22 protein-coding genes and 1 pseudogene are annotated in these 22,467 nt (G+C 52.2%); 16 read left to right on the top strand and 7 right to left on the bottom strand.

What is annotated here, in order from left to right:
• The first annotated feature begins 22 nt into the window (after positions 1-22).
• From mnmE to ACO6VX_RS18045, 5 genes are all read left to right on the top strand, one after another.
• On the top strand, positions 23-1,387 hold the full coding sequence (gene mnmE, locus ACO6VX_RS18025) for a tRNA uridine-5-carboxymethylaminomethyl(34) synthesis GTPase MnmE (RefSeq protein WP_422458248.1): 1,365 nt from the start codon (positions 23-25) through the stop codon (positions 1,385-1,387).
• A 726-nt stretch (positions 1,388-2,113) separates the two neighbouring features.
• Positions 2,114-2,998: a sce7726 family protein gene (locus ACO6VX_RS18030; RefSeq protein ID WP_242459373.1), complete on the top strand. Its 885-nt coding sequence runs from the start codon at positions 2,114-2,116 to the stop codon at positions 2,996-2,998.
• A gap of 6 nt (positions 2,999-3,004) precedes the next feature.
• A complete protein-coding gene (locus ACO6VX_RS18035; RefSeq protein ID WP_163762560.1) occupies positions 3,005-3,937 on the top strand; it encodes a sce7725 family protein in 933 nt (310 codons plus the stop codon).
• Between the two features lie 2 nt (positions 3,938-3,939).
• Complete coding sequence (locus tag ACO6VX_RS18040) at positions 3,940-4,962, top strand: RES family NAD+ phosphorylase (protein ID WP_346547508.1); 1,023 nt, start codon at positions 3,940-3,942, stop codon at positions 4,960-4,962.
• Positions 4,963-5,746: 784 nt separating this feature from the next.
• Positions 5,747-6,337 carry a malonic semialdehyde reductase gene (locus tag ACO6VX_RS18045; RefSeq protein ID WP_031591047.1) on the top strand — a complete coding sequence of 197 codons (591 nt, stop codon included), beginning with the start codon at positions 5,747-5,749 and terminating at the stop codon, positions 6,335-6,337.
• Between the two features lie 68 nt (positions 6,338-6,405).
• Here the strand turns inward: ACO6VX_RS18045 and ACO6VX_RS18050 are convergent, their stop codons facing one another.
• Together ACO6VX_RS18050 and ACO6VX_RS18055 are read right to left on the bottom strand one after the other, a co-directional pair.
• Positions 6,406-6,873, bottom strand: a complete 468-nt coding sequence (locus ACO6VX_RS18050) for a helix-turn-helix domain-containing protein (protein ID WP_033759357.1) — start codon at positions 6,871-6,873, stop codon at positions 6,406-6,408.
• A gap of 123 nt (positions 6,874-6,996) precedes the next feature.
• The gene (locus tag ACO6VX_RS18055) at positions 6,997-7,371 is read right to left on the bottom strand and encodes a DUF4440 domain-containing protein (protein WP_163850906.1); all 375 of its coding nucleotides are present in this window, start codon (positions 7,369-7,371) and stop codon (positions 6,997-6,999) included.
• Between the two features lie 220 nt (positions 7,372-7,591).
• Between ACO6VX_RS18055 and ACO6VX_RS18060 the strand changes: the two genes are divergently transcribed.
• Complete coding sequence (locus ACO6VX_RS18060; protein ID WP_010258937.1) at positions 7,592-8,341, top strand: 4'-phosphopantetheinyl transferase family protein; 750 nt, start codon at positions 7,592-7,594, stop codon at positions 8,339-8,341.
• Positions 8,342-8,377: 36 nt separating this feature from the next.
• On the opposite strand, the gene ACO6VX_RS18065 is transcribed toward ACO6VX_RS18060, so the two are convergent.
• A complete protein-coding gene (locus tag ACO6VX_RS18065) occupies positions 8,378-9,691 on the bottom strand; it encodes an NCS2 family permease (RefSeq protein WP_010258938.1) in 1,314 nt (437 codons plus the stop codon).
• Positions 9,692-9,843: 152 nt separating this feature from the next.
• Here ACO6VX_RS18065 and yieH point away from each other — a divergent pair, with 152 nt between their 5' ends.
• Together yieH and ACO6VX_RS18075 are read left to right on the top strand one after the other, a co-directional pair.
• Positions 9,844-10,503 carry a 6-phosphogluconate phosphatase gene (gene yieH, locus ACO6VX_RS18070; protein ID WP_010258939.1) on the top strand — a complete coding sequence of 220 codons (660 nt, stop codon included), beginning with the start codon at positions 9,844-9,846 and terminating at the stop codon, positions 10,501-10,503.
• An 11-nt stretch (positions 10,504-10,514) separates the two neighbouring features.
• Positions 10,515-11,447, top strand: coding sequence for a GlxA family transcriptional regulator (locus ACO6VX_RS18075; protein WP_159227232.1), 933 nt, complete (start codon positions 10,515-10,517; stop codon positions 11,445-11,447).
• Here the strand turns inward: ACO6VX_RS18075 and ACO6VX_RS18080 are convergent.
• Entirely contained in the window at positions 11,432-12,427 is a 996-nt protein-coding gene (locus ACO6VX_RS18080; protein WP_010671618.1) for an acyltransferase, read from the bottom strand. The two genes, ACO6VX_RS18075 and ACO6VX_RS18080, sit on opposite strands and share 16 nt — an antisense overlap.
• Positions 12,428-12,648: 221 nt before the next feature.
• Between ACO6VX_RS18080 and glyQ the strand changes: the two genes are divergently transcribed.
• The 5 genes and pseudogenes from glyQ to ACO6VX_RS18105 all read left to right on the top strand — a co-directional run bounded on the left by glyQ (position 12,649) and on the right by ACO6VX_RS18105 (position 18,905).
• The gene (gene glyQ / locus ACO6VX_RS18085; RefSeq protein ID WP_010258942.1) at positions 12,649-13,560 is read left to right on the top strand and encodes a glycine--tRNA ligase subunit alpha; all 912 of its coding nucleotides are present in this window, start codon (positions 12,649-12,651) and stop codon (positions 13,558-13,560) included.
• A gap of 9 nt (positions 13,561-13,569) precedes the next feature.
• Positions 13,570-15,639 carry a glycine--tRNA ligase subunit beta gene (glyS, locus tag ACO6VX_RS18090; RefSeq protein ID WP_010258943.1) on the top strand — a complete coding sequence of 690 codons (2,070 nt, stop codon included), beginning with the start codon at positions 13,570-13,572 and terminating at the stop codon, positions 15,637-15,639.
• 378 nt (positions 15,640-16,017) lie between these two features.
• Positions 16,018-17,574 (top strand): annotated as a pseudogene (locus ACO6VX_RS18095) (ShlB/FhaC/HecB family hemolysin secretion/activation protein); the annotation flags it as partial.
• A gap of 15 nt (positions 17,575-17,589) precedes the next feature.
• Complete coding sequence (locus tag ACO6VX_RS18100; RefSeq protein WP_422458263.1) at positions 17,590-18,561, top strand: VENN motif pre-toxin domain-containing protein; 972 nt, start codon at positions 17,590-17,592, stop codon at positions 18,559-18,561.
• Entirely contained in the window at positions 18,558-18,905 is a 348-nt protein-coding gene (locus ACO6VX_RS18105; protein WP_029519699.1) for an immunity 8 family protein, read from the top strand. Before ACO6VX_RS18100 ends, ACO6VX_RS18105 begins: the two co-directional genes overlap by 4 nt.
• Positions 18,906-18,963: 58 nt before the next feature.
• Here the strand turns inward: ACO6VX_RS18105 and ACO6VX_RS18110 are convergent, their stop codons facing one another.
• A complete protein-coding gene (locus ACO6VX_RS18110) occupies positions 18,964-19,287 on the bottom strand; it encodes a hypothetical protein (protein ID WP_010257495.1) in 324 nt (107 codons plus the stop codon).
• Positions 19,284-19,508: a SymE family type I addiction module toxin gene (locus ACO6VX_RS18115; protein ID WP_010257490.1), complete on the bottom strand. Its 225-nt coding sequence runs from the start codon at positions 19,506-19,508 to the stop codon at positions 19,284-19,286. Before ACO6VX_RS18115 ends, ACO6VX_RS18110 begins: the two co-directional genes overlap by 4 nt.
• Positions 19,509-19,877: 369 nt before the next feature.
• Between ACO6VX_RS18115 and ACO6VX_RS18120 the strand changes: the two genes are divergently transcribed.
• The 3 genes from ACO6VX_RS18120 to ACO6VX_RS18130 all read left to right on the top strand — a co-directional run bounded on the left by ACO6VX_RS18120 (position 19,878) and on the right by ACO6VX_RS18130 (position 21,610).
• A complete protein-coding gene (locus ACO6VX_RS18120) occupies positions 19,878-20,162 on the top strand; it encodes a DNA-damage-inducible protein J (RefSeq protein WP_010671631.1) in 285 nt (94 codons plus the stop codon).
• Positions 20,159-20,458, top strand: a complete 300-nt coding sequence (locus tag ACO6VX_RS18125; RefSeq protein WP_010671632.1) for a type II toxin-antitoxin system RelE/ParE family toxin — start codon at positions 20,159-20,161, stop codon at positions 20,456-20,458. The genes ACO6VX_RS18120 and ACO6VX_RS18125 overlap by 4 nt, the downstream gene beginning before the upstream one ends.
• Positions 20,459-21,028: 570 nt before the next feature.
• The gene (locus tag ACO6VX_RS18130) at positions 21,029-21,610 is read left to right on the top strand and encodes a hypothetical protein (protein ID WP_071785050.1); all 582 of its coding nucleotides are present in this window, start codon (positions 21,029-21,031) and stop codon (positions 21,608-21,610) included.
• Positions 21,611-21,852: 242 nt separating this feature from the next.
• On the opposite strand, the gene ACO6VX_RS18135 is transcribed toward ACO6VX_RS18130, so the two are convergent.
• Positions 21,853-22,464 carry a glutathione S-transferase gene (locus ACO6VX_RS18135; protein ID WP_010257484.1) on the bottom strand — a complete coding sequence of 204 codons (612 nt, stop codon included), beginning with the start codon at positions 22,462-22,464 and terminating at the stop codon, positions 21,853-21,855.
• Positions 22,465-22,467: the final 3 nt, after the last annotated feature.

Consider the following 22,467-nt stretch of genomic DNA (forward strand, 5'->3'; position numbering starts at 1 on the left):
TTTTTGTAGCGAGAGAAAATTTATGAGCCACAGCGATACCATTGTTGCCCAGGCGACGCCGCCCGGACGCGGCGGCGTAGGCATTCTGCGCGTCTCTGGCGCGCAGGCGGCAGAGGTCGCCCGCCAGCTGCTGGGCAAACTGCCTAAGCCGCGTTACGCCGATTATCTGCCGTTCACCGATAGCGATGGCCGCGTGCTGGATCAGGGCATTGCGCTGTGGTTTCCTGGTCCTAACTCCTTTACTGGTGAAGATGTGCTGGAGCTGCAGGGCCACGGCGGCCCGGTGATCCTCGACCTGCTGCTGAAGCGCATCGTGGCGCTGCCTGGCGTGCGTATCGCTCAGCCGGGTGAGTTTTCAGAGCGTGCGTTTCTGAATGACAAGCTCGATCTGGCGCAGGCCGAAGCGATTGCTGACCTGATTGATGCCAGCTCTGAGCAGGCGGCGCGTTCGGCCGTGAACTCCCTGCAGGGCGTTTTCTCCACCCGTATCAATCATCTTGTGGAAGCACTCACTCACCTGCGGATCTATGTCGAAGCCGCTATCGACTTCCCGGATGAGGAGATCGATTTCCTCTCTGACGGCAGAATCGAAGCGCAGCTGAATACGGTGATCGGCGACCTGGATGCCGTCCGTGCCGAAGCGCGTCAGGGCAGCCTGCTGCGTGAAGGGATGAAAGTGGTGATTGCGGGCCGGCCTAATGCGGGCAAATCGAGCCTGCTGAATGCGCTGGCGGGCCGTGACGCCGCCATCGTCACGGATATCGCAGGCACCACCCGTGACGTACTGCGTGAGCATATTCATATTGATGGCATGCCGCTGCATATCATCGACACCGCCGGTCTGCGTGAAGCCAGCGACGAAGTGGAGCGCATCGGGATTGAGCGCGCCTGGCAGGAGATCGAACAGGCTGACCGCGTGCTGTTTATGGTGGACGGCACGACGACCGATGCCACCGAAGCGGCGGCGATCTGGCCCGATTTCGTCTCCCGTCTGCCGCCCGTACTGCCGATTACCGTGGTCCGCAACAAGGCGGATGTCACCGGGGAGTCTCTCGGTCTGACAGAAGTAAATGGTCACTCACTGATTCGCCTGTCGGCACGCACCAGCGCGGGCGTGGACGAGCTGCGCGATCACCTGAAGCAGAGCATGGGCTTCGCCGGCAATATGGAAGGCGGCTTCCTGGCGCGTCGCCGTCATCTGCAGGCGCTGGAGCTGGCGGCAACGCACTTACAGCAGGGTAAAGCGCAGCTGCTCGGTGCCTGGGCCGGTGAGCTACTGGCGGAAGAGTTACGTCTTGCCCAGCAGGCGTTGAGCGAGATCACCGGCGAGTTCACTTCTGACGATTTGCTGGGTCGCATCTTCTCCAGCTTCTGTATCGGTAAATAACCTTACAGGAGCGCTAACTGCGGAGGAGAGCGTCATCCTGCTACGTGTTATCTACATTCCAATATGAACCGCGCCACAATCTGCATCTACTGATTGTGTGCGTAATACGTAAATCAGAGATGATTGAAGCGGCATGAGAGGTTAACTTCAAAGTGCTGTAATGGCATATATACGGCGAAAAAAATGAAGGTGGCTAATCCACATCTTGTTCCGTCGTCATAGCAGATACTAGCAATGGTCAGGCAGCTAAAATTCTTTGTTTACAATCAGTATGTTACTTTTTGTAAAAGTTTTATAGTCCAGACTGAGTGAAAAAATGCTAATTGCATAAGATAGGCAACCTTTGAGATTTCTACAATCGATGTGGAGTGCCTGCATAGCGCCAAGATGCATCAATTAGGGACAGATTTATCTATGCTTAGATTGAGGCTGAAAGAAAGGTGATCATCGGAAACTTTGAGAAGGCCTACGAGGTTAAATAAAGAATAAACGTTGATTATAATGGGATGTAAGTAGTTTAATACCCTACTCTCCGCACTGGTTTTTCTGAATAAAACTGCAATAAATCAAATGGTTATAGTGTATTTCTTATGAGCAAAGTTGAACAATAATGTGACATGAGCAGGCTAATAAGTTACTATCATATTTGTTATATAACTCACTGAAAGTAACTAAGAATATGAGAGATAGTTACTATTAAGTATAGATATTGTCAGGATACATGTGATGAATCCTACGCAACTCTCAGCGCTATCAAGGATGTTTTCTCCATCAGTAATTTCCGAGATAGCCAAAAAAGGTCAGTCACCGCTATTTTCAAGGTTGCTGTCTGAGACATCTGTTTTTGAAATTGATGATCCGGCCGACGTGACTATTGGTGATGCCTTTGATAGAGCATTTTCTTTACTCAGACGCTCAGGTTTGAGAAATGAGTATGTTTATCGTTCTGCATTAATTCGAAATGTATTGTTAGGCCGTCATTCTTTGCGCACCGCTAGTATGCTTACCGAATTCAGAATTAGCTCCAGCAAAGCAGATATGGTTATTCTCAACGGTTATGGAACTGTATACGAAATAAAATCAGATAGAGATTCTTTGGCTAGACTTGAGAGTCAAATAGAAAATTATAGAAAAGCATTTAGTAAAATATACGTCGTTGCAGGGACTGGGCATATTCAAGATGTTTTAGACAAAACATCTGAAGATGTAGGAGTAATGAATTTAATACGCTGGAATAGAATTAGCATTGTAAGAGAGGCAAAAGAGAATTTTGATTATATTTGCCCTGCAACTATCTTTGATTCATTAAGACTTGGTGAAGCGATAGATATTTTAAAAGATCTAAATGTCGATATTCCAGACTTACCTAATACATTAATGCGTAATGCACTAAGGAGTATTTTTATTGAGCTAGATCCAATTGATGTACAATACTGCATGATTAAAACTTTAAAAAGGACGCGTAACCTTGCGCCATTGAGCACTTTAATTGCAAATTTACCCTATGCATTGCAAAGTATAGCCCTAATGGTTCAGTTACGTAATAAGGATCACGATCGCTTAGTTGAGACGTTGAATAAACCTCTAAACGAAGCATTTAAATGGGTTTAATAAATTATGTACTATCCATATTTTAGAGGTAAGCAGTTTGAATTAATAGCAATTCGAGAAACAGCATATACAATGGCTCAGGCTGGTTTCGTGCCAATCATTGAACCGGTTAAAGAAACTTTGAATGGATTGGAGAAAACATTAAAGGCTATCTGTGAAGCCCAGGGTAAAGCTATTGTAATAGTAAATCCTTCATACGGTGACCATTCAGCGAATGGACATAATATTTCTCAACTATTGAAAGATAGTTTTCAAGAACATAAAAATGTTTTTGCAGGGATATTATTGAAAGAAGGAATGGATGAAGAAGATATAATAGAATTGCTTGATGAACATGCCCAACACCAACCGTGTTTCATTCATTGTGGTTTTTCTGAACCCCGTTCTTTATCACAAAAAACAAACGGACGAGTATCCAAACATATTTTCTTGGAACTTTACTGCGGTAAACTGTACCGGAAACATTTCAGTGACTGTGAAAAGATATTAATACGCGATGGTTTTAAAAAGAGAAAAAATGCTGATTATCCTCCTATTGAAGAATTTTCTGATCTTCATATAACCTTTGGAGAAGAAGGTATGGACGGATTTGGCGATTTTTTAATCGTTGGGGACGATTACACTGAAGGGGGCGGTCCAGCATATGCAGTAGCTATACATCTCACGTTCTTAGATTCTAAAAAAGAAAATGTAATGTATATTTATCACTTTGTTTCAACAACAAGAGATACTCCAACGGATCCAGCTGGAAAATTCGGTCAAGCACTCGAAAAAGTCATTACAACAATTAATAAGAGTGACTCTCCTGTATTGGAAACCTCAGCTATTGCAGAACTTAGAGCTTTGCATACTAAAGGTCATTTTCCAGGATTGGGAACAGTTAAGAAAATATCATTGAGGCATCATGTTGAAACATTAGCTAATTATTTTAGGGGCTAAAAATGATTAGAATGTGTTGTACAGAATGTTTCGACGATAACGGATTAAAAAATAATATAATCCCCACATTGATGCCTCAAAAAGGAAATTGTTCATTTTGTAATAGTCAGAATATTGATATTATCGAACCTAAGTTTCTATTAGACTATTTTGAATTACTTATAAATATATATGAAATAGATCCTGACGGGAAAAGTCTTGTTGAATGGTTAAAAGAAGATTGGTGTTTGTTTTCTAATCCGACAATGGATAATGCGCATGCTAAAGATTTATTAGGTGAGATTCTCGATGATGGAGATATAGTGCGCAGGAATTTTTCGCCATCTGAAAATTACAAAAGTACTGGCCTTGCTCAGTGGGATACGTTACGAGATGAAATTCTTCACAAAAACAGGTACTTTCTTGATGAGAAAATCGATACTGAAAGGTTACAGGAACTATTAAATCATCTTAAAGCCTTCAATTTTCCTAGCCAATGGTTTAGAGCTAGGATAAATCAAACCGATACTCCATATGATATTAAAGATATGGGGGCTCCGCCAAGTCAATATGCCAGTCATGGGCGAGCAAACCCTACAGGTATTCCCTATTTATACTTAGGTTCACTACCAGATACAGCAATCTCTGAAATCAGACCTCATACGGGAGAGACAGTAACCGTAGCTGAGTTTAAAATACCTGAAAACCTTGTAATTGCTGATTTAAGGGAGCCTAGAAAACATGTATCCCCTTTTGTTCTGTCCGATGCGCAAGAGATAGGAAAAATGAGAGCAGATATACCTTTCTTGGAAAAATTAGGTGAGGAGTTGACTCGTCCTGTGTTGCCAAGGAGTGCTGCCATTGATTATATTCCCAGCCAGTATTTATGCGAGTTTATTAAAAAGATTGGTTTTCATGGTGTAATTTACAGGAGTTCTGTAAGTGAAGGAATAAATCTAGCCTTATTTAATCCAACGTTAGCAAACCCTATTTCAACAACCCAGTATGAAGTTTCTCGCGTAAGTGTTGTAGTACAACCAAAGTAGTGATAATGGATTTTAAAAACTGGCGCCAGTAACATCAACTTTAAATTTTTGTTCCTGGAATCAATATGGTAGACAATTTCTACATAAAAAATAAACCACACTGAGATATTGAAAATATTTATATCTCCATAAAAATCCAAAGCTTTCGTCTTTACCAACCTTGACTCATCTAAAATTCATAGAAGTATTTCGATAAGCTTTTTGTTCTCAGACGAACTGCGACCCGTTAGACGCACCTTTAACCGACAGCTTCCCGTCAACCAAACAAAGCTGCGTATTAGACACTTATCGCTAATAGTTGATACTTACGACCACATTATTTATCAATTCTTTGTTGCTGGCAACGTTAGAGGTAAACGACTGTAGATAAGACGTATGACATTAATGAAGACTATGCGTTCGAAATCGCTTCTTGCAGCGTAGAGCTAACAATGAGCTCAAGAGATTTAAACTGTACGTAGCATCACAGACTAATAGATTAGTAAATTCCGGTGCGGGTAAGCTGTTATTGCCAATTTGGAATACAGACATGCAACTGATAGGTGAACAGTTCATTTATCTGGGTGATTTGAAAGTACCTGCTGCTTGATAATCGGACGATTCTTGCTGATATGTTATTTTGCGGCGGCACGGCATTGCCGTATAACGGTTGAAGCGCCGATATGACATGCGGCGACGGATTGCGGTGAATAATCCCCGCCTCATCCCGCCGCGCCGGACCGGACGCAAACCCACTACGTGAACACCGTTGGGCGAATCTTTTCGCCTGAAACAGGAGAGTTGCATGAGTACACCGCTCGACACTGCCGCACTGGACACGCTGTTTAATGATGCCCGCACCCACAGTTACTGGCAGGCTAAGCCCGTCGATAACGCCCTGCTGGAGCAGCTCTATGCCCTGACGGCACTGGGCCCGACCTCGGCAAACTGCTCGCCTGCGCGATTTGTTTTCGTGACCTCGGCGGAAGGCAAAGAGAAGCTGAAACCGGCACTCTCTTCCGGCAATCTGGAAAAAACCATGAGCGCGCCGGTCACGGTGATTGTGGCCTGGGACCGCGAGTTCTATGAGCAGCTGCCCGCCCTGTTCCCGCATGCTGATGCGCGCAGCTGGTTTACCGGCAGCCCGGAAGCGGCAAAAGAGACCGCTTTCCGTAACAGCAGCCTGCAGGCGGGCTACCTGATTCTGGCGGCTCGTTCGCTGGGTCTGGATGCCGGTCCGATGTCCGGGTTTGATCCGGCCAAAATCAATGACGCCTTTTTCCCCGACGGTCAGTATCAGGTTAACCTGCTGATTAACCTCGGCTACGGTGATGCATCAAAACTGCATCCGCGCCTGCCGCGACTGAGCTTTGAGCAGGCGAGCCGTTTCGCCTGATGCTGCCCGCGTCGCGAGTCGAATCGCGACGCGGATGACCTTAAACAGCGTGTCACCCTCCGAACCGTTCAGCGGCGCAGCATTTTTTGCAGGCGCTTTTGCTGCCAGCGCTGCGTCAGGCCATGAAAAACAAAGGTCCTCAATGCCCGGACAAACAGCACCGCTCCCCAGATCGCTGCGACCCAGAGCGACCAGTGATCATCCGGTGCCGTCACATGATTAAGCACAAACAGCAGTCCGCAAACCACTACTGCGGTAATCAGTGAACGGTAAAAGCGCGCCTCACCGAGGAGCCTGCTGCGTGCATCAACAATCCGCTGATCCAGCGCCTGATCCTCCCCGTTCTGTGGACCGGTCAGATCAGCAACGTTCACTTCAAAGACGGCAGCCAGCGCACTCAGTGTTTCCAGCCCCGGTCGCTCGCCATTTTCAATCCGCTGCACGGTGCGGGTGCTCAGTCCCGCCATTTCTGCCAGTTGTTCCTGTGACCACGCCCGGGCCAGTCGATGTTCTTTGAATCTGTTGATGCTGCTCATTCGTATTCTCCGTAGTAACAGACAGGAAGGAAAAGTGTGCGGCGAAACGTCCGGCAGTAACACGATCCTGACCCGACAGCAGCCTGACACTCGCATGACAGCAGTGTCACAGCCTGCTCGTTGTCAGTAATGAGGCTCGCGGATAAAACCCGGTTCCGCTGCAGGCGTCCCCTGATGAAACACCATTCGCCAGTTCTGATCCTCGCACAGCCAGTGTGAGGCGCGCAGTGCGGCCCGACTGCCATCGGCGTCACAGCTCTGGTAGTGCAGTATCAGACTCATCTCGCCCGTGCTCACCAGCTGAAAGTTACTACTAAGCATATCGGGCATCGCATCTTCTTTTATCAGCGCCGCGATGGTCTGCGCGCGAGTCACAAAGCGTCCTGAACGGGTTATCTCACAAAAGTCAGGATGGAGTATCTGCTCCAGCCACGCCAGTTCCCGTCGCCTGGCACTGTGCAGGCTGCGCTCTCGTTTCACCATTTCGTCCAGCAACATGGCTGACCCTCCTGTTATTCTGTGCTGACAGGCAGCGGCAATAATTCTTTTAAGCTGTTGAAGGTGGGCCTCGTGACGTTCCTGGCCGGTCAGCTCTCCCTCGCGACTCTGCTCATCCTAATCCGAATTTACCCCAATCTGTGCGTTGCCAGGTGCATTAAGGTAAGAAAATTCCTACAATGCTTCTGATGATTATCTGACCATTTTCACGGAGCGACAGATGGCTGGTCATTTTGTACGCTGGACGGGCGATCCCGGCTTCCCGGCTAATGATTTACGCATTCCCCAGGCTATCACCGACACGGCACAGCAGTTTGCTGACAAACGCCGTGGGCGATTTCTTGCCGCCCGTACCCTGCTGGCACAACTGATGCTACGGGTTTATGGCATTGGTGAGCTGCCGCGCCTGCTTATCCAGAGCAACGGACGCCCCGTTTTTGCTGACAGCGATCTGCCCGATTTCAGCATCGCCTATGCGGGCAATACGGTGGGTGTGCTGCTGGCCGAAGAGGGTGGACGTGCCGGTCTGGATATGGAGATTGTGCATGCCAGAAGCCGTCAGACTCAGGAGCAGCTGATTCAGGGATTAACCTCGGGCGAGATCGCCTGGATCAATGCCCAGCAGGATGCCATGGAGGCGGTGACGCAGATCTGGACATTACGCCAGAGCATTCTCAAGCTGACGGGAGAGGGCGATCGGGGACTGGATTCGCTGCGCCTGTTGCCCGGTGCGGGTCGGCTGCGATCTTCACTCTATCCCGATATTCAGGTGGTGTGTGATGCGGAGCCCATGCTGGTCTGGTCGTGTGCGCTGTCGTCTGCGACTCAGCGTCTGCATCTGTGGGAGATGGATAACGCCTTTCAGTGGCACGCATTACGCGAAATAGAGATGGGTAAGCCCAACATCGGGCCTCATGCTCTGCGGCTGACCAGCCTGCCCAGCGAGCGCAGCCTGCATCCTGAAATGTAAAAAGCCGCAACCCGGAGGTTGCGGCCCTGAATGCGCTTAGTGCGCGTCTACAAAGACAATCTTCAGCACAAACAGCAGAGCAACAATTACTACGCAGGGGCTGATTTCACGCCAGCGGCCAGTACCCAGCTTCATGACGCAGTAAGCGATGAATCCCAGCGCAATGCCTTCGGTGATGGAAAAACTAAAGGGCATCATGGCGGCGGTCACAAACGCCGGAACGGCTTCGGTCAAATCATCCCAGCGTACGCGCGACAGGCTGGCGGTCATTAACACCCCAACGTAAATCAGCGCGCCCGCAGCGGCGTAGGATGGCACCATCGCGGCCAGCGGTGACAGGAAGGTCACCAGCAGGAACAGCAGGCCGGTCACCACTGCCATCAGGCCGGTACGACCACCAATCGCCACGCCCGAGGTGCTTTCGATATAGGCGGTCACGGATGAGGTGCCCGCCAGCGCACCACTCACTGAACTGATGCTGTCGACATAGAGCGCCTGCTGCATGCGCGGGAAAGTGCCGGTTTCATCGGTCAGTCCCGCTTTGTCGGTGACGCCGATCAGCGTGCCGGAGGAGTCGAACAGATTGACCAGCATAAAGGAGAAGATTACGCCTGCCATGCCGATGTTGAAGGCGCCTTTGATATCCACCTGGCCAACCACAGAAGTAATGGAAGGCGGCGCAGAAAACAGGCCGACAAACTTCACGTCGCCCAGCATCCAGCCGATAGCGGTGGTAACCACCATCGAGATCAGCACTGCCGCGTGGATATTGCGTGATGCCAGAATAGCGATGATAAAGAAGCCCAGCGCGCCCAGCAGTACGCTGTGCGAGGTCAGGTTCCCCACGGCCACCAGGGTATCGGGATTCGGCACGATAATACCGGCATTCTTCAGCCCCATCATGGCGATAAACAGGCCGATACCGGCGGTAATGCCGACGCGCAGGCTCAGCGGGATATTGGCAATCATCCAGTAGCGAACCCGCAGCAGCGTCAGGATCAGCAGGCCGACCGCACCCCAGAAGATCGCGCCCATACCCACCTGCCACGAATAGCCCATCGCACCGACCACCACAAAGGCGAAAAAGGCGTTCAGCCCCATTGCGGGCGCCAGCGCCACCGGCAGATTGGCAAACAGTCCCATCAGAATGCTGCCGAAAGCGGCAATCAGACAGGTGGTCACAAACACCGCCTGGGTATCCATGCCGGCGACGCCGAGGATCTGCGGATTGACGAAGACGATGTAGACCATCGTCAGAAAGGTGGTGATACCCGCGATCACTTCGGTGCGCACCGTGGTGCCATGTTCCTGCAGCCTGAAGATGCGCTGCAAAACGCCTTGCTTGCTCATGCCATCCATCCAGAAGAAAAAATCATCGGCGCGTATCCTGGCGATTTTACCGGGGCAATACAATGATTTTTCGCAACCGATTGCCAGTCTCGCAATCTGCGCTGAGTGCGGTAGAGTGTGGAGCACACCCCTGAATCGAAGGATAGAGTCTGATGTCAGTAGAATGCGTCTTTTTTGATTGCGATGGCACGCTGGTGGACAGTGAGTTGCTCTGTACCCAGGCCTACGTCAACACCTTTGCCCGTTACGGCCTGGAACTGTCGCTGCAGCAGATGTTTGAAAAGTATAAGGGCGTCAAACTCTACGACATTATTCGTGACGTCGGCGACGCGCATCAGGTGACGCTGCCGATGGAAGAGGTGGAGACCGCCTATCGCGCAGAGGTCGCGCGGCTGTTTGATCAGCAACTGCAGCCCATCCCGGGCGCGAAAGCGCTGGTTGAGCAGATCAAGGTGCCGATGTGCGTGGTTTCAAACGGGACGGTAAAAAAGATGCAGCACTCGCTGGGCTTAACCGGCATGCTGCCGCTGTTTGCGGAGCACCTCTACAGCGGCTATGACATTCTGCACTGGAAGCCCGATCCGGAACTGATGTACCACGCTGCGGAACAGATGCAGGTGCCGATTGAGCGCTGCATTCTGGTGGATGACTCCGAAGCGGGCGCCCGCGCCGGTATCGCTGCCGGCATTCCGGTCTACTACTACTGCGCTGACCCGCACAACCCTGAACTGGATCACCCGCTGGTGACGCGCTTCGACGATATGGCGCAACTGCCTGCGCTGTGGCGCGCCCGTGGCTGGGATCTGGTGTAGCGCGGGCCAGCATGACACACACCGTCTGTTTTTTAACCCTGCCCGGCGTGATGGCGCTGGATCTCACCGGCCCGGCCGAGACGCTGAAGCTGGCGGGCGAGCACTTTACGCTGCGCTACATCGGCCCGCAGCCGGAGGTGGTCTGCTCCACCGGCATGACCATTGGCGGCATCGAACCGTTACCTGATCAGTTGCCCGCCGGGAGTCTGCTGGTGGTGCCTGGCGTCTATGACTCGCAGGTCTGTTACGCCACGCCGCAGGCCGGAGAGGCTCGCGACTGGCTGATGCGCCAGCACGCCGCGCTGCGCGCGCAGACCTTTATGCTGGTCTGCGTCTGCTCGGGTGCGCTGCTGGCGGCGCAGGCAGGCATGCTGGATGACGTGCTCTGCACCACCCATCACGATGTAATTGCCCGCCTGAAAGCCGCGGCCCCGCGCGCACGGGTGCAGGAGAACCGGGTGTTTGTCGGGCATGAGAATATCTGGACCAGCGCAGGCATCACGGCGGGAATCGATCTGGCGCTGCATCTGATTAATCAGCTCTGCGATACGCAAACCGCGCTGGCGGTAGCGCGGGAGATGGTGGTCTGGTTCCGCCGTGCCGGTGACGATCCGCAACTTTCGCCGTGGCTGCGTTACCGCAACCACATGCATCCGGCCATTCACCGGGCGCAGGATCTGATGATTGCCCATCCTGAGCACGGCTGGACCCTGACCGAGCTGGCTGGACGCACGCATGTCAGCAGCCGCCATCTGGCGCGGCTGTTTCGCCAGCATCTGGGGATTAGCGTGCGTGAATACCATGAGCAGCTGCGGGTTGGCGTGGCGCGCCAGCGTCAGCAGCAGGGTGAATCTGCCGAAAAAGCGGCGCTGGCGGCGGGGTTTTCATCGGCGCGCCAGCTACGGCGCGCCCGCCAGCGTGAAGCCAATCAGCTGACAAAGTGACGGGTATCGACGCGTTTCAATGCCATACCCAGCAGCAGGCTGCCGCCCAGCGTCAGCCCGAACACCCAGGGCAGGTCGAGCCACGGACGCGACATATCATCGTAATGATGCGTTCGCAGGTAGTGAATGAACAGCGCATGAAAGCCGTAGATCGGCAGTGAATAGCGCGCAATCACCGTTAAACCGGGCAGGGTGCGCTGGTTCAGGCTGTTTTTAAACACGATCAGCAGGCTGATCGCGGCGATAAACACCAGCGGTCCGCAGTAGAGATACCAGGTGTCATTAAACGCCCCGTTAACGATCAGCGCCTGTTTCGTCCCTAACGTAATGCCAATCACACAGGCGATAAACAGCCCGGCAGCCAGCGGCGTCAGGCCGCGCCGGGTCGTTTCCATCGTGCCGATAGCCCGTCCCAGCAGCGCATAGAGCAGGTAGTAGATACTGTCACCGCTGACATAGAGATTAACCGGCAGAAAGTGAAATGGCCCCAGCGACTGGCTGACCGTATTGGGATTGGCGAGCACCGCCAGCACCAGCACCAGCAGCGCCACGTAGCGCGCCTGCACGGTTTTTACCTGGATCAGGGGCGACAGCAGATAGATGCCGATCAGCGCAAAGAAGAACCACAGGTGATAAAACACCGGCTTCTGCAGCATCTTCAGGATTGATCGCCCTTCGCTGATGGGGGTCAGCCAGGTGATATAGGCCAGCGATACCGCGCTGTAGAACAACAGACAGAGCACCAGCCGGAGCATATGGCGCGGCTGGGCGCTGCGTTCGCCGAAAAACAGATAGCCGGAGATCATAAAGAACAGCGGAACACAGACGCGTGATGCTGAGTTCAGCAGATTAGCCGCATCCCAGGTGATGCCAGTCACCGCCATCGGCCCGGTGATATACCAGGTGGTGGTATGAATCACGATCACCATCAGACAGGCAACCGCGCGTAAATTATCGATCCAGTAAATCTTCTGCGGCATGGCATCCTCTTGCGCATCGCGTCCGTGCGCAAAAGGGTAGCCAAATGCGACCAGAGCAACAACTGCTGCCAGCAGGATTCGGAGCCATCTGTATGCCAGCGCCCTGAATCACCGCGAAAACGCGCCGGTAGCGCCTGGGATTTACGGCTGCACATCGCGCGGTCAAAGGGTATACTGTCGGCCTCTTTTTTTAATCTAACCGAAGCGCGTGCACACTCAACATGCAAAAGTTTGATACCAAAACCTTTCAGGGGCTGATCCTGACCTTGCAGGATTACTGGGCGCGTCAGGGCTGCACCATTGTCCAACCGCTGGACATGGAAGTGGGCGCTGGCACTTCACACCCGATGACCTGCCTGCGCGCACTCGGCCCGGAGCCGATCGCCGCCGCTTACGTGCAGCCATCACGCCGTCCTACCGATGGCCGCTACGGTGAAAACCCGAACCGCCTGCAACACTATTACCAGTTCCAGGTGATCATCAAACCCTCACCGGACAACATTCAGGAGCTCTATCTTGGCTCGCTGAAAGAGCTGGGTATGGACCCGACGGTGCATGACATTCGCTTCGTGGAAGATAACTGGGAAAACCCGACGCTGGGTGCCTGGGGACTCGGCTGGGAAGTGTGGCTCAACGGCATGGAAGTGACGCAGTTCACCTACTTCCAGCAGGTTGGCGGCATGGAGTGTAAGCCGGTGACCGGCGAGATCACCTACGGTCTGGAGCGTCTGGCGATGTACATCCAGGGCGTCGACAGCGTTTACGATCTGGTGTGGAGCGACGGTCCGCTGGGCAAAACCACCTACGGCGACGTGTTCCATCAGAACGAAGTGGAGCAATCCACCTATAACTTCGAATACGCCGACGTTGATTTCCTCTTTACCTGCTTCGAGCAGTATGAGAAAGAGGCGCAGCATCTGCTGGCGCTGGAAAAACCGCTGCCACTGCCCGCCTACGAACGCATTCTTAAAGCGGCACACAGCTTCAACCTGCTGGATGCCCGCAAAGCGATCTCGGTAACAGAGCGTCAGCGCTATATTCTGCGCATTCGTACCCTGACCAAAGCCGTGGCTGAAGCTTACTACGCCTCTCGCGAGGCAATGGGCTTCCCGATGTGCAATAACAAAAAGTAAGAGGCAGCCATGACTGAACAAACCTTCCTGGTGGAGATCGGCACCGAAGAGCTGCCACCAAAAGCCCTGCGCAGCCTGGCAGAAGCCTTTGCCGCGCAGGTCACTGCTGAACTGGATGCCGCTAACCTGAGCCACGGCGAGGTCAGCTGGTTTGCTGCGCCGCGTCGTCTGGCGCTGAAAGTCGCAAACCTGAGCGCCTCACAACCCGATCGGGAAGTAGAGAAGCGTGGACCGGCGATCTCTGCTGCGTTTGACGCTGACGGCAACGCCACCAAAGCCGCCGAAGGCTGGGCGCGTGGCAACGGCATTACCGTCGATCAGGCTGAACGTCTCGCCACCGATAAAGGCGAATGGCTGGTTTATCGCGCTCAGGTCAAAGGCGAAGCGGCCCAGGCGCTGCTGCCCGCAATGATCGCTACCGCGCTCAGCAAGCTGCCGGTGCCAAAACTGATGCGCTGGGGCAACAGCGATGTGCAGTTCGTTCGTCCGGTTCACACCGTGACGATGCTGCTGGGCGATGAGCTGATCCCAGGCACCATTCTGGGCATTAAGTCAGATCGGGTTATTCGTGGTCACCGCTTTATGGGTGAAAGCGAAATCACGCTCGACAACGCCGATCAGTACCCTGATGTGCTGGAAAAACGCGGCCAGGTCATTGCCGACTATCAGGTCCGCAAAGCGATGATTAAAGCCGATGCTGAAGCAGCAGCACGCCGTTTAGGCGGCAACGCTGATATCAGCGACAGCCTGCTGGAAGAGGTGACATCGCTGGTGGAGTGGCCGGTGGTCCTGACCGCGACCTTTGAAGAGAAATTCCTCAAGGTACCTGCGGAAGCGCTGGTCTACACCATGAAAGGCGATCAGAAGTATTTCCCGGTGTATGACAATGACGGCAACCTGATGCCGAACTTCATTTTCGTCACCAACATCGAATCCAGCGATCCGCGCCAGATTATCTCCGGCAACGAAAAAGTGGTACGTCCACGCCTGGCCGATGCGGAGTTCTTCTTTAATACCGACCGCAAAAAGCGTCTGGAAGATCACCTGCCGCGTCTGGAGACGGTGCTGTTCCAGAAAGAGCTGGGCACGCTGCGCGATAAAACCGATCGCATTCAGGCCCTGGCGGGCTGGATTGCCGGTGAAATTGGCGCAGATGTGAATCACGCCACCCGCGCGGGCCTGCTGTCGAAGTGTGACCTGATGACCAACATGGTCTTCGAGTTCACCGACACCCAGGGCGTGATGGGCATGCACTACGCGCGTCACGACGGCGAAGCCGAAGATGTGGCGGTGGCGCTGAATGAGCAGTATCAGCCGCGCTTTGCCGGTGACGATCTGCCGTCCAGCCCTGTCGCCTGTGCACTGGCGATTGCCGATAAAATGGATACGCTGGCCGGTATTTTCGGCATTGGTCAGCATCCAAAAGGCGACAAAGATCCGTTCGCACTGCGTCGTGCGGCGCTGGGCGTGCTGCGTATCATCGTTGAGAAGAACCTGCCGCTTGACCTGCAGACTCTGACCGAAGAAGCGGTGCGCCTGTATGGCAGCAAGCTGAGCAACGCCCGCGTGGTGGATGATGTGATCGACTTTATGCTGGGTCGCTTCCGCGCCTGGTATCAGGAAGAGGGTCACAGCATCGACACGCTGCAGGCGGTTCTGGCGCGTCGTCCGACCCGTCCGGCTGACTTTGATGCACGCATGAAAGCGGTGTCGCACTTCCGTACGCTGGAAGCAGCCGCAGCACTGGCGGCGGCGAACAAGCGCGTCTCTAACATTCTGGCAAAATCGACTGAAACGCTGAATGAGAGCGTGCAGGCGTCGCTGCTGAAAGAGAATGAAGAGATCCAGCTGGCGACCTTTGTCACTGCGCTGAGCAGCAAGCTGCAGCCTTACTTCGCTGAAGGTCGTTATCAGGATGCGCTGGTCGAACTGGCACAGCTGCGTACTGCGGTAGACAACTTCTTCGATAAAGTGATGGTTAACGCCGACGATCAGGCGGTGCGGGTTAATCGCCTGACGCTGCTGTCAAAACTGCGTGAGCTGTTCCTGCAGGTCGCGGATATCTCACTGCTACAGTAATGCTATTTGTTGTGCGGAAAAGGGACGAGCAATCGTCCCTTTTTTTATGGGATTTTTTGGCCTGATGTTTTCAACTCATACCTGAGTGTGACCGCTATAGCGGCCATTTTTTAGGATGCAAATGAATACGCTAAAGTGCCTAAACTGCCATTGCCGGTCATCAGAAATCGGCTGTGGTGATGCGCCAGGTTATAAATATTATGTCTATATATCAAAAGTTTAATTGTTAATTTTTCTCCTGTCATACTCTAAGGTTTTTCATCAATGCGGAGGTTAAGAAACCGCCCTAAAAATAGCCAGCCCTCTTGTTTTTCCCCTCTCCTGATGGATAATTCGCCAGAATTTACACCCGGTTACATTTAGTGAAATGGAATTTTCATGAAAAGGATTTGTTTATCGCTCTGGCATCCGCCAGTGCGTCTGCTCACCATGGTGGCAGGCGCGCTGCTCTGCTCTGCTTCCCCGCTGATGGCAGCCCCGCCAGCCGATAATCCCCGCGAAGAAGGCCAGGCGATTGATGCCCGCGAGCAACTGCGTCAGCAGATGCGCGAGCGCGTGCTGCAACAGCAGAATGCGCCGCAGGCGAATGAACATCTTCCCCGTCCTGATAGTCGTCTGCCCGGTTATCCTGCCGGTGAGCAACCCTGCTTTACCATCAATCAGATCGCCCTGACTGGCGATGAAGCCAGCCGTTTTCAGTGGGCGCTCGACGCCGCCGCGGATGCCACCGGCCGCTGCCTGGGCGGACAGGGCATCGTGCTGGTCATTAACAAAGTGCAGAATGCAATTCTCGCCAAAGGCTATGTCACCACCCGCGTCATGGCACAGGAGCAGGATCTGACTAAAGGCGTATTAACGCTGACGTTACAGCCGGGCCGTATCAGCAGGATCCGTTTTGATGAACCGGTTTCCTGGCGTGGACGGCTGTGGAATGCGATTCCGGCGTCATCGGGCGAGATATTAAATCTGCGGGATATTGAGCAGGGGCTGGAGAACTTCAAGCGGGTGCCCAGTGCCAGTGCCGACATTAAAATCGTGCCGGGCGAGCAGGAAGCCACCAGCGATCTGCAGGTCAACTGGCGCGAAGGCAGACCGGTGCGGCTCAGTCTGGGACTGGATGACAGCGGCTCCAGAAGTACCGGGCGCTACCTCGGTTCCGCCACCCTCGCAGTGGATGCGCCCTTTGCGCAGAACGATCTGTTTTACGCCAATATTGGCAAAAATCTGTTTGAGCATGGGCCGTTCGGTAACCGCTCGCACACCCTGAATTACTTTTTCCCGATAGGCTACTGGGCCGTTTCCGCCAACTACAACGACTACACCTATCACCAGAACATCCCCAATGCCAATGAGGTGCTGCGCTACAGCGGCAAGAGCGATAATTTCCAGCTCACGGTCTCCCGGTTGCTCTACCGCGATCAGTCGAACAAAACCACGCTTAATCTGCGTGGCTACCGCAAACATTCCACCAACGCCGTCAACGATATCGACATTGTGCAGCAAAAGCGGCGCACCGCGGGCTGGGAACTGGGCCTGAATCAGCATAGCTATCTGGGCAGCAGCACGCTGGACGCCAGTATCGCCTGGCGGCGCGGTACTGGTGCGTTTAATGCGCTTCCTGCACCAGAAGAGTCGCGTCATCAGGGCAGCGCGCGTACCGGCATATTGCTGGGCGACCTCGGCATCAACCATCCTTTCGCTGTGGGCGAGCAGCCCTGGCGGGTCTACAGCAGTGTGCGGGGCCAATGGAGTCCGAATGCCCTGACGCCACAGGAGCGCATGGCGATTGCCGGCCGTTATACGGTACGCGGCTTCGACGGTGAACAGATGTTGTCGGGGGAAAAAGGACTGCTGTGGCGCAACGAAATTGGCTGGAATCTTTTCTCGCGCGGACATGAGCTCTATCTGGCTGCCGATTATGGCCGGGTGGCCGGAGCCTCGGGCGCGGTGATGGGCGAGTACATCGCGCAGCAGCTGTATCCGGGGGTTAAGCGCAGTGACCTGTCTGAGGAGCAGCGGCAGACGATAAGCGCGCTGGGTACGCTGGCGGCGGGTCTTGCGGGCGGCGTTGTGGGTGACAGCACGGCGGATGCGGTGGCGGGGGCGCAGGCGGGGAAAACGTCGCTGGAAAATAACGCACTGAGTGATATTGCGCAGGCGCAGTCTGAAGGTAAGACGCCGGAACAGAAGGCCGGTGAGTACGTTGAGGCGGAAAACGAACGCTATAAGAAGGCAAACTGCGGCGGCATGAGCGCCGAAGCCTGCTCGGTGAAGATGTATGAAGAGCGGCGTGAAGCGCTGAAAGATATGGCTTCGCTGGGTGCTGACTTCGTACCTGTTGTGGGTGATATCAAAAGCTTTGCGGAAGCGCAGTCGGCGCTTGATTATCTTGTGACTGCAATCGGTATCATTCCTGGCGCGGGAGATGCGGCAGGCAAGGTCATCAGGGCAGCAGAAACGGCGCTGAAGAAAGGGGACGTGGCTGAAGCGTCGAAGCTGATTAATAAAGCAAGTGATGAAATATCGGCCTATAGTTCAGCTACCTATCCAAAACTGAAAGAAGATCTGATCCAGCAAAATCTGAATAATATCGCGAAGCAGGATCCCAGACTGGCGGCGGTTGTCAAAGGTGACAATGGAAAGCTGAACTATGGTGTTGGTACTGGCACTAAAGAGGAAGCTGATCGGCTGGGTAAAATTTGGGTGGGAGACGGAGCCAGACCAACAAGTGATGGCACAGGATTAGTCAGTGCTGATGGAACCAGAATTTATAGATCCCCTAAAGAAAAGCCAAATGCTCCGGATTCATTAAATCCAACGGGAACTCAGGCTAACTTTGAAAGTTATACAAAAAATATTGAAACAGGAAAAATGGATAAAACTGGTAACGGTCACTTGAATATTTCAGGGGAAAATAAATGAAAGCATCTCTGAGAAGTATTGGTTGTGATTGGTTTGATTTATCAAGTTATGAACCTGAAGAAGATGATTGTTTTCAATTTTTAGCCCATTTATGTATAGGGCCATCAGAAGAAAAAGGAATAAATCATTTTGAGGTTTATGTCTGTACCCCAGAATGGCTCTGCAAACACCACTGGCTACCAGAATTGATGCGCCATACGCTTCTGGTGCGTAAATACGATCTGGATGAGATCACCAAAACCATTACGGATTATATCGACCAGTGCGAAGGGAGAGACTGGATGGAGATAGCGCATAAACTCTCCCGCGTATTTGCCTGGGAATATGAAGATTATCAGCCTTAAACGTTAAATCCCGGCCAGTGAGCCGGGATTTTGCTTTTAATCCCTAAATCCTTCCCGCTTACCGCCGCTGCAACCGAATCACACCGGGTTCAGCGGTAATCTCCAGCTGTTCCACCTCAGTGATATCAAAGCCGGTCAGCCAGTCGCCGCCGATAACCAGCTCACCGTTCTCCCGCACCCATTCTGCACCTAAATCCTGCCTCTGCTGGCTGGCTTCACAGAGTACTTTCCACTCAGCTTCATCGATCACGGTTGTTACCGAAATCTTGTTATCGCGCAGCACCAGACGGATCGGCGTGTCGGTGGTGAAGCCGAGCGCGTCAAGCTGAGTGCCCGCGATGTTCAGCTCCGGCACCGACCCTTGGATAAGGCTGTTATTCATAAATCATCCTCCCTGACGGTCGCGATGCGGATAATCAGCTGGCCCTTTTCGGCGATGATGCTGACCGGCTGGCCTTTGATAAATCCCCACTGTTCCAGCCATCGTCCTTTGATGGTCAGTTGGGGTAATGGATTCGGTCTGCCACCGTTGGGGCGGTAACCAACGATGCTTTTGCGTGCTTGGGGTACAGCGGGTTCTGACGTAGAATCAGCTCTAGCCATAATTAACTCCAGTTCAGTTAGTTGTGGTCAGCGGGCTGTTGGTGTTCCACCACCTTCAGCTCGCGCTAAAAATCTCTCGTTACGTTCTTCCTTTTCTGTTTTCTCCTGTTCAAATATACACCGCCCGCTTTGTAAACTCGCTGAAAGCTAAGTAATAAACTGCGAGTCGTCTCTGAAAAACGGATTGTTTTTTCCATTTACTATTTCGTTTACATCCTCTTCCCAATACTCTCTTCAGCATCTGCAGCCGGCCATTTGTTTATATGGGTATGGCGATTTCCGGCATCGCATAAGAGTGAAATGATGATGACAGGGAAAAGGATGACAGGCATGATGACACCACAAATGACACCACGCGAGAGTCAGGTTATGAGTACTATCCACTTCAGGATTGATGAGGACGTTAAACGGCTGGCGATGCGGGCAGCAGAGCGCCAGAAGATGACGCTGACAGAGGTTATGCGTCAGCGAGCGGAAGAGCTGGCTGCTGAAGAGCGGCAATATCAGGATGGCCAACATGATGCATGGCTGGAAGAGCAAATCACGGCGGCATTCAGTCGTTATGAAGCCGGTGATAGCGAGTTCATCAGTAACGATGAAATGAATGCCCGCATGGAAGAACTGAAAGCGCAGGCCGCGCGGGGAACGTTGTGATATCAGCCGTTCAATGGGAAAAACAGGCGCAGGCAGACAGGGAGACGATATTTCGTTATCTGTATCGTGAGGCTGGCCTGCTGGTAGCCAGTGCAACAGACGATAAGTTTACCCATATGGCCAGTCTGCTTAGCGAAAACCCGCGGGCCGGAACAAAAGTCGGCACAGAAAAACAATATAAACTGGTGGTGCCACGCTTTCCGTTCATCATCATCTATGTTGCCGAAACAGATGGCGTTTGCATCCTGCGAGTACTTCATACATCCCGGAAAATATCAGGCCGCTATCAAAGATAGTTAGCCTGTTCATCCAGCATCAGATTGTCAGGCATAAGAACGTCGTCAGACAGAACGGCACGCTTCAGAGCTGAATTAGACAATTAGCCCCCAAACCGCACCTTTTAATTTTTCACCTGCCATCTACAGCACACCATCACGCCGCAGGCGGCGTCGTCCTTGCAAAGCTTTCACGCTGAAACAGTGTTTCCGCCAGACGGTGTCGGTGAAGGGGCTGACGGGTAAGAACCTGGCGCAGGTGGTAAGCGATACGGATGCAGTTTGCTTGGCAACGCAGATAAATAAGCTGACGGAAGACTATTCGGAAGTACAGGCGATAGGGGCGCGTTGCTGGGTACGGTAACCTCTTATGCTTCTTGCAACTCGGCGCTGACAGGCGTACCGGACGGTGTGAGTGACGAAGTATAATAAAAATACGCTCTAAAACCTATAGTCAACTAGCAAAGTGAAAGTGAGTTTTCGCTAATTCCATTAGCAAATTGAATTGTTTGAAAGTATATTTATGAGAAGATAGCTCACTAACAACCAGAAGTTAAAATAAGTTTTAGTGTTATATAAGGAAAGATTAAAATGCATGGAAGCCGTTTTTTTTCTGGCTATGAAAAAGGCAATGTTAAACGCTATTTATTACTCTCCGTTTTTTTCATCATATTCGCAGCATGGCTATGGTATCTGATGTGGTCAACTGGCGTCGCAAGTCGTGTTGTATTAATGAAGAGTGTTCCCGAGTGGACAACATACATTACTGTTGCATCAATAGTAGGTCTTGTTTTTTCGGGGCGAGTTGTTTATTTTAGACCAGTTGGTGAATCAGCTATCTATGTACTGAAAGCTTTTGGATGTGGCTTTTCTATTGGTCTTATATGCATTCTAAATTGTTACAGTGTCTATGTTTATATCGCTCCTGGTAACATTGTTCAGTATGAGTCTGAATACGAGGTTACGTTTCCAGGTCCGGCAGTTGGGAAATATAGCCATTGTGAAGCTGGTTTGTGGATTAAAGATGCTCACACAAAAAGATGGCTTCAACTTTGTACAAATCGTACGAATTTATACAATGACAGGAAGCAAGGTATGACTAAAGTATGGGTGACGGCTCATACTAATAAAATAGGGTCTTACATTATAAATTATAAGTTCACTTATGATTAATTTTAAAACAACTATACGCATTAATTATTATTTTTATAAATCCGGGTTAACTGAGTGATAGTTAAAATTTCCGAGCGGAAAGTCCAGAGGCAGGAATGAAGATAATCCAGTAAAATTAATATTCGTGGGCTTTTACTGATCTATAGCCTGGCTCCAGATTTCTGCTGCTCTTAATGAAGTCATTACCTTGAAATGGAGCCAGACACCATTGTCCTTCTTAATGGTTCTGGCTCAGCACACCATCACGCCGCAGGCGGCGTCGTCCTTGCAAAGCTCTCACGCTGAAACAGCGTTTCCGCCAGTTTCACCAGCGCCGGTCGTTCGACACACCAGTTCGGCACTACGCGACGGAAATTGAGGTAGCCGATCATGCAACCGGTGGCGATATCCGCCAGATTGAGCTGGCCGTTGTTAAGCCATTTCCCCTCTGCCGCCTTCGCTTCCAGCATGTCGAGGCTGCGCTGAATCTTTTCACGATTGCGCAACAGCACCTCTTCCGACTGCAAATCCCCCGGACGCATCTGCTCGCGCACGATCACCAGCGCGGCATCGCTGACGCCATCCGCCAGCTTCTCCAGCTGACGGATGTTAAGCGATTCAAGCGGATCGGCAGGCAGCAGAGCAGGCTCCACGCCACGCAGTTCCAGAAACTCCGCAATGATGCTGGAATCGAACCAGATTTGCTTATCGTCAGCGACCAGCGCCGGAACTTTGCCCAGCGGATTGTAGTGCGGCACGTGGCTGTCATCGCTGTAAGGCGATGCGTTAACGAATTCAAAAGTAATGCCTTTTTCCAGCATGATAATCGAAATCTTACGCACAAACGGGCTGGTATAGCTGCCAATCAGTTTCATCGG

The organism is Pantoea sp. BJFS-204 (genome assembly GCF_049310725.1).
GTDB lineage: Bacteria > Pseudomonadota > Gammaproteobacteria > Enterobacterales > Enterobacteriaceae > Pantoea > Pantoea agglomerans.

Coding starts and splice junctions, on each gene's coding strand:
- ACO6VX_RS18055 (WP_163850906.1), bottom strand. CDS start 7,371: ATGTTGCTGGACGAAATGGTGAAACGAGAGCGCAGCCTGCACAGTGCC.
- ACO6VX_RS18035 (WP_163762560.1), top strand. CDS start 3,005: ATGTACTATCCATATTTTAGAGGTAAGCAGTTTGAATTAATAGCAATT.
- ACO6VX_RS18120 (WP_010671631.1), top strand. CDS start 19,878: ATGAGTACTATCCACTTCAGGATTGATGAGGACGTTAAACGGCTGGCG.
- ACO6VX_RS18030 (WP_242459373.1), top strand. CDS start 2,114: ATGAATCCTACGCAACTCTCAGCGCTATCAAGGATGTTTTCTCCATCA.
- glyQ (WP_010258942.1), top strand. CDS start 12,649: ATGCAAAAGTTTGATACCAAAACCTTTCAGGGGCTGATCCTGACCTTG.
- ACO6VX_RS18135 (WP_010257484.1), bottom strand. CDS start 22,464: ATGAAACTGATTGGCAGCTATACCAGCCCGTTTGTGCGTAAGATTTCG.
- ACO6VX_RS18040 (WP_346547508.1), top strand. CDS start 3,940: ATGATTAGAATGTGTTGTACAGAATGTTTCGACGATAACGGATTAAAA.
- ACO6VX_RS18045 (WP_031591047.1), top strand. CDS start 5,747: ATGAGTACACCGCTCGACACTGCCGCACTGGACACGCTGTTTAATGAT.
- ACO6VX_RS18050 (WP_033759357.1), bottom strand. CDS start 6,873: ATGAGCAGCATCAACAGATTCAAAGAACATCGACTGGCCCGGGCGTGG.
- ACO6VX_RS18100 (WP_422458263.1), top strand. CDS start 17,590: ATGGGCGAGTACATCGCGCAGCAGCTGTATCCGGGGGTTAAGCGCAGT.
- glyS (WP_010258943.1), top strand. CDS start 13,570: ATGACTGAACAAACCTTCCTGGTGGAGATCGGCACCGAAGAGCTGCCA.
- ACO6VX_RS18115 (WP_010257490.1), bottom strand. CDS start 19,508: ATGGCTAGAGCTGATTCTACGTCAGAACCCGCTGTACCCCAAGCACGC.
- mnmE (WP_422458248.1), top strand. CDS start 23: ATGAGCCACAGCGATACCATTGTTGCCCAGGCGACGCCGCCCGGACGC.
- yieH (WP_010258939.1), top strand. CDS start 9,844: ATGTCAGTAGAATGCGTCTTTTTTGATTGCGATGGCACGCTGGTGGAC.
- ACO6VX_RS18065 (WP_010258938.1), bottom strand. CDS start 9,691: ATGAGCAAGCAAGGCGTTTTGCAGCGCATCTTCAGGCTGCAGGAACAT.
- ACO6VX_RS18130 (WP_071785050.1), top strand. CDS start 21,029: ATGCATGGAAGCCGTTTTTTTTCTGGCTATGAAAAAGGCAATGTTAAA.
- ACO6VX_RS18105 (WP_029519699.1), top strand. CDS start 18,558: ATGAAAGCATCTCTGAGAAGTATTGGTTGTGATTGGTTTGATTTATCA.
- ACO6VX_RS18075 (WP_159227232.1), top strand. CDS start 10,515: ATGACACACACCGTCTGTTTTTTAACCCTGCCCGGCGTGATGGCGCTG.
- ACO6VX_RS18110 (WP_010257495.1), bottom strand. CDS start 19,287: ATGAATAACAGCCTTATCCAAGGGTCGGTGCCGGAGCTGAACATCGCG.
- ACO6VX_RS18060 (WP_010258937.1), top strand. CDS start 7,592: ATGGCTGGTCATTTTGTACGCTGGACGGGCGATCCCGGCTTCCCGGCT.
- ACO6VX_RS18080 (WP_010671618.1), bottom strand. CDS start 12,427: ATGCCGCAGAAGATTTACTGGATCGATAATTTACGCGCGGTTGCCTGT.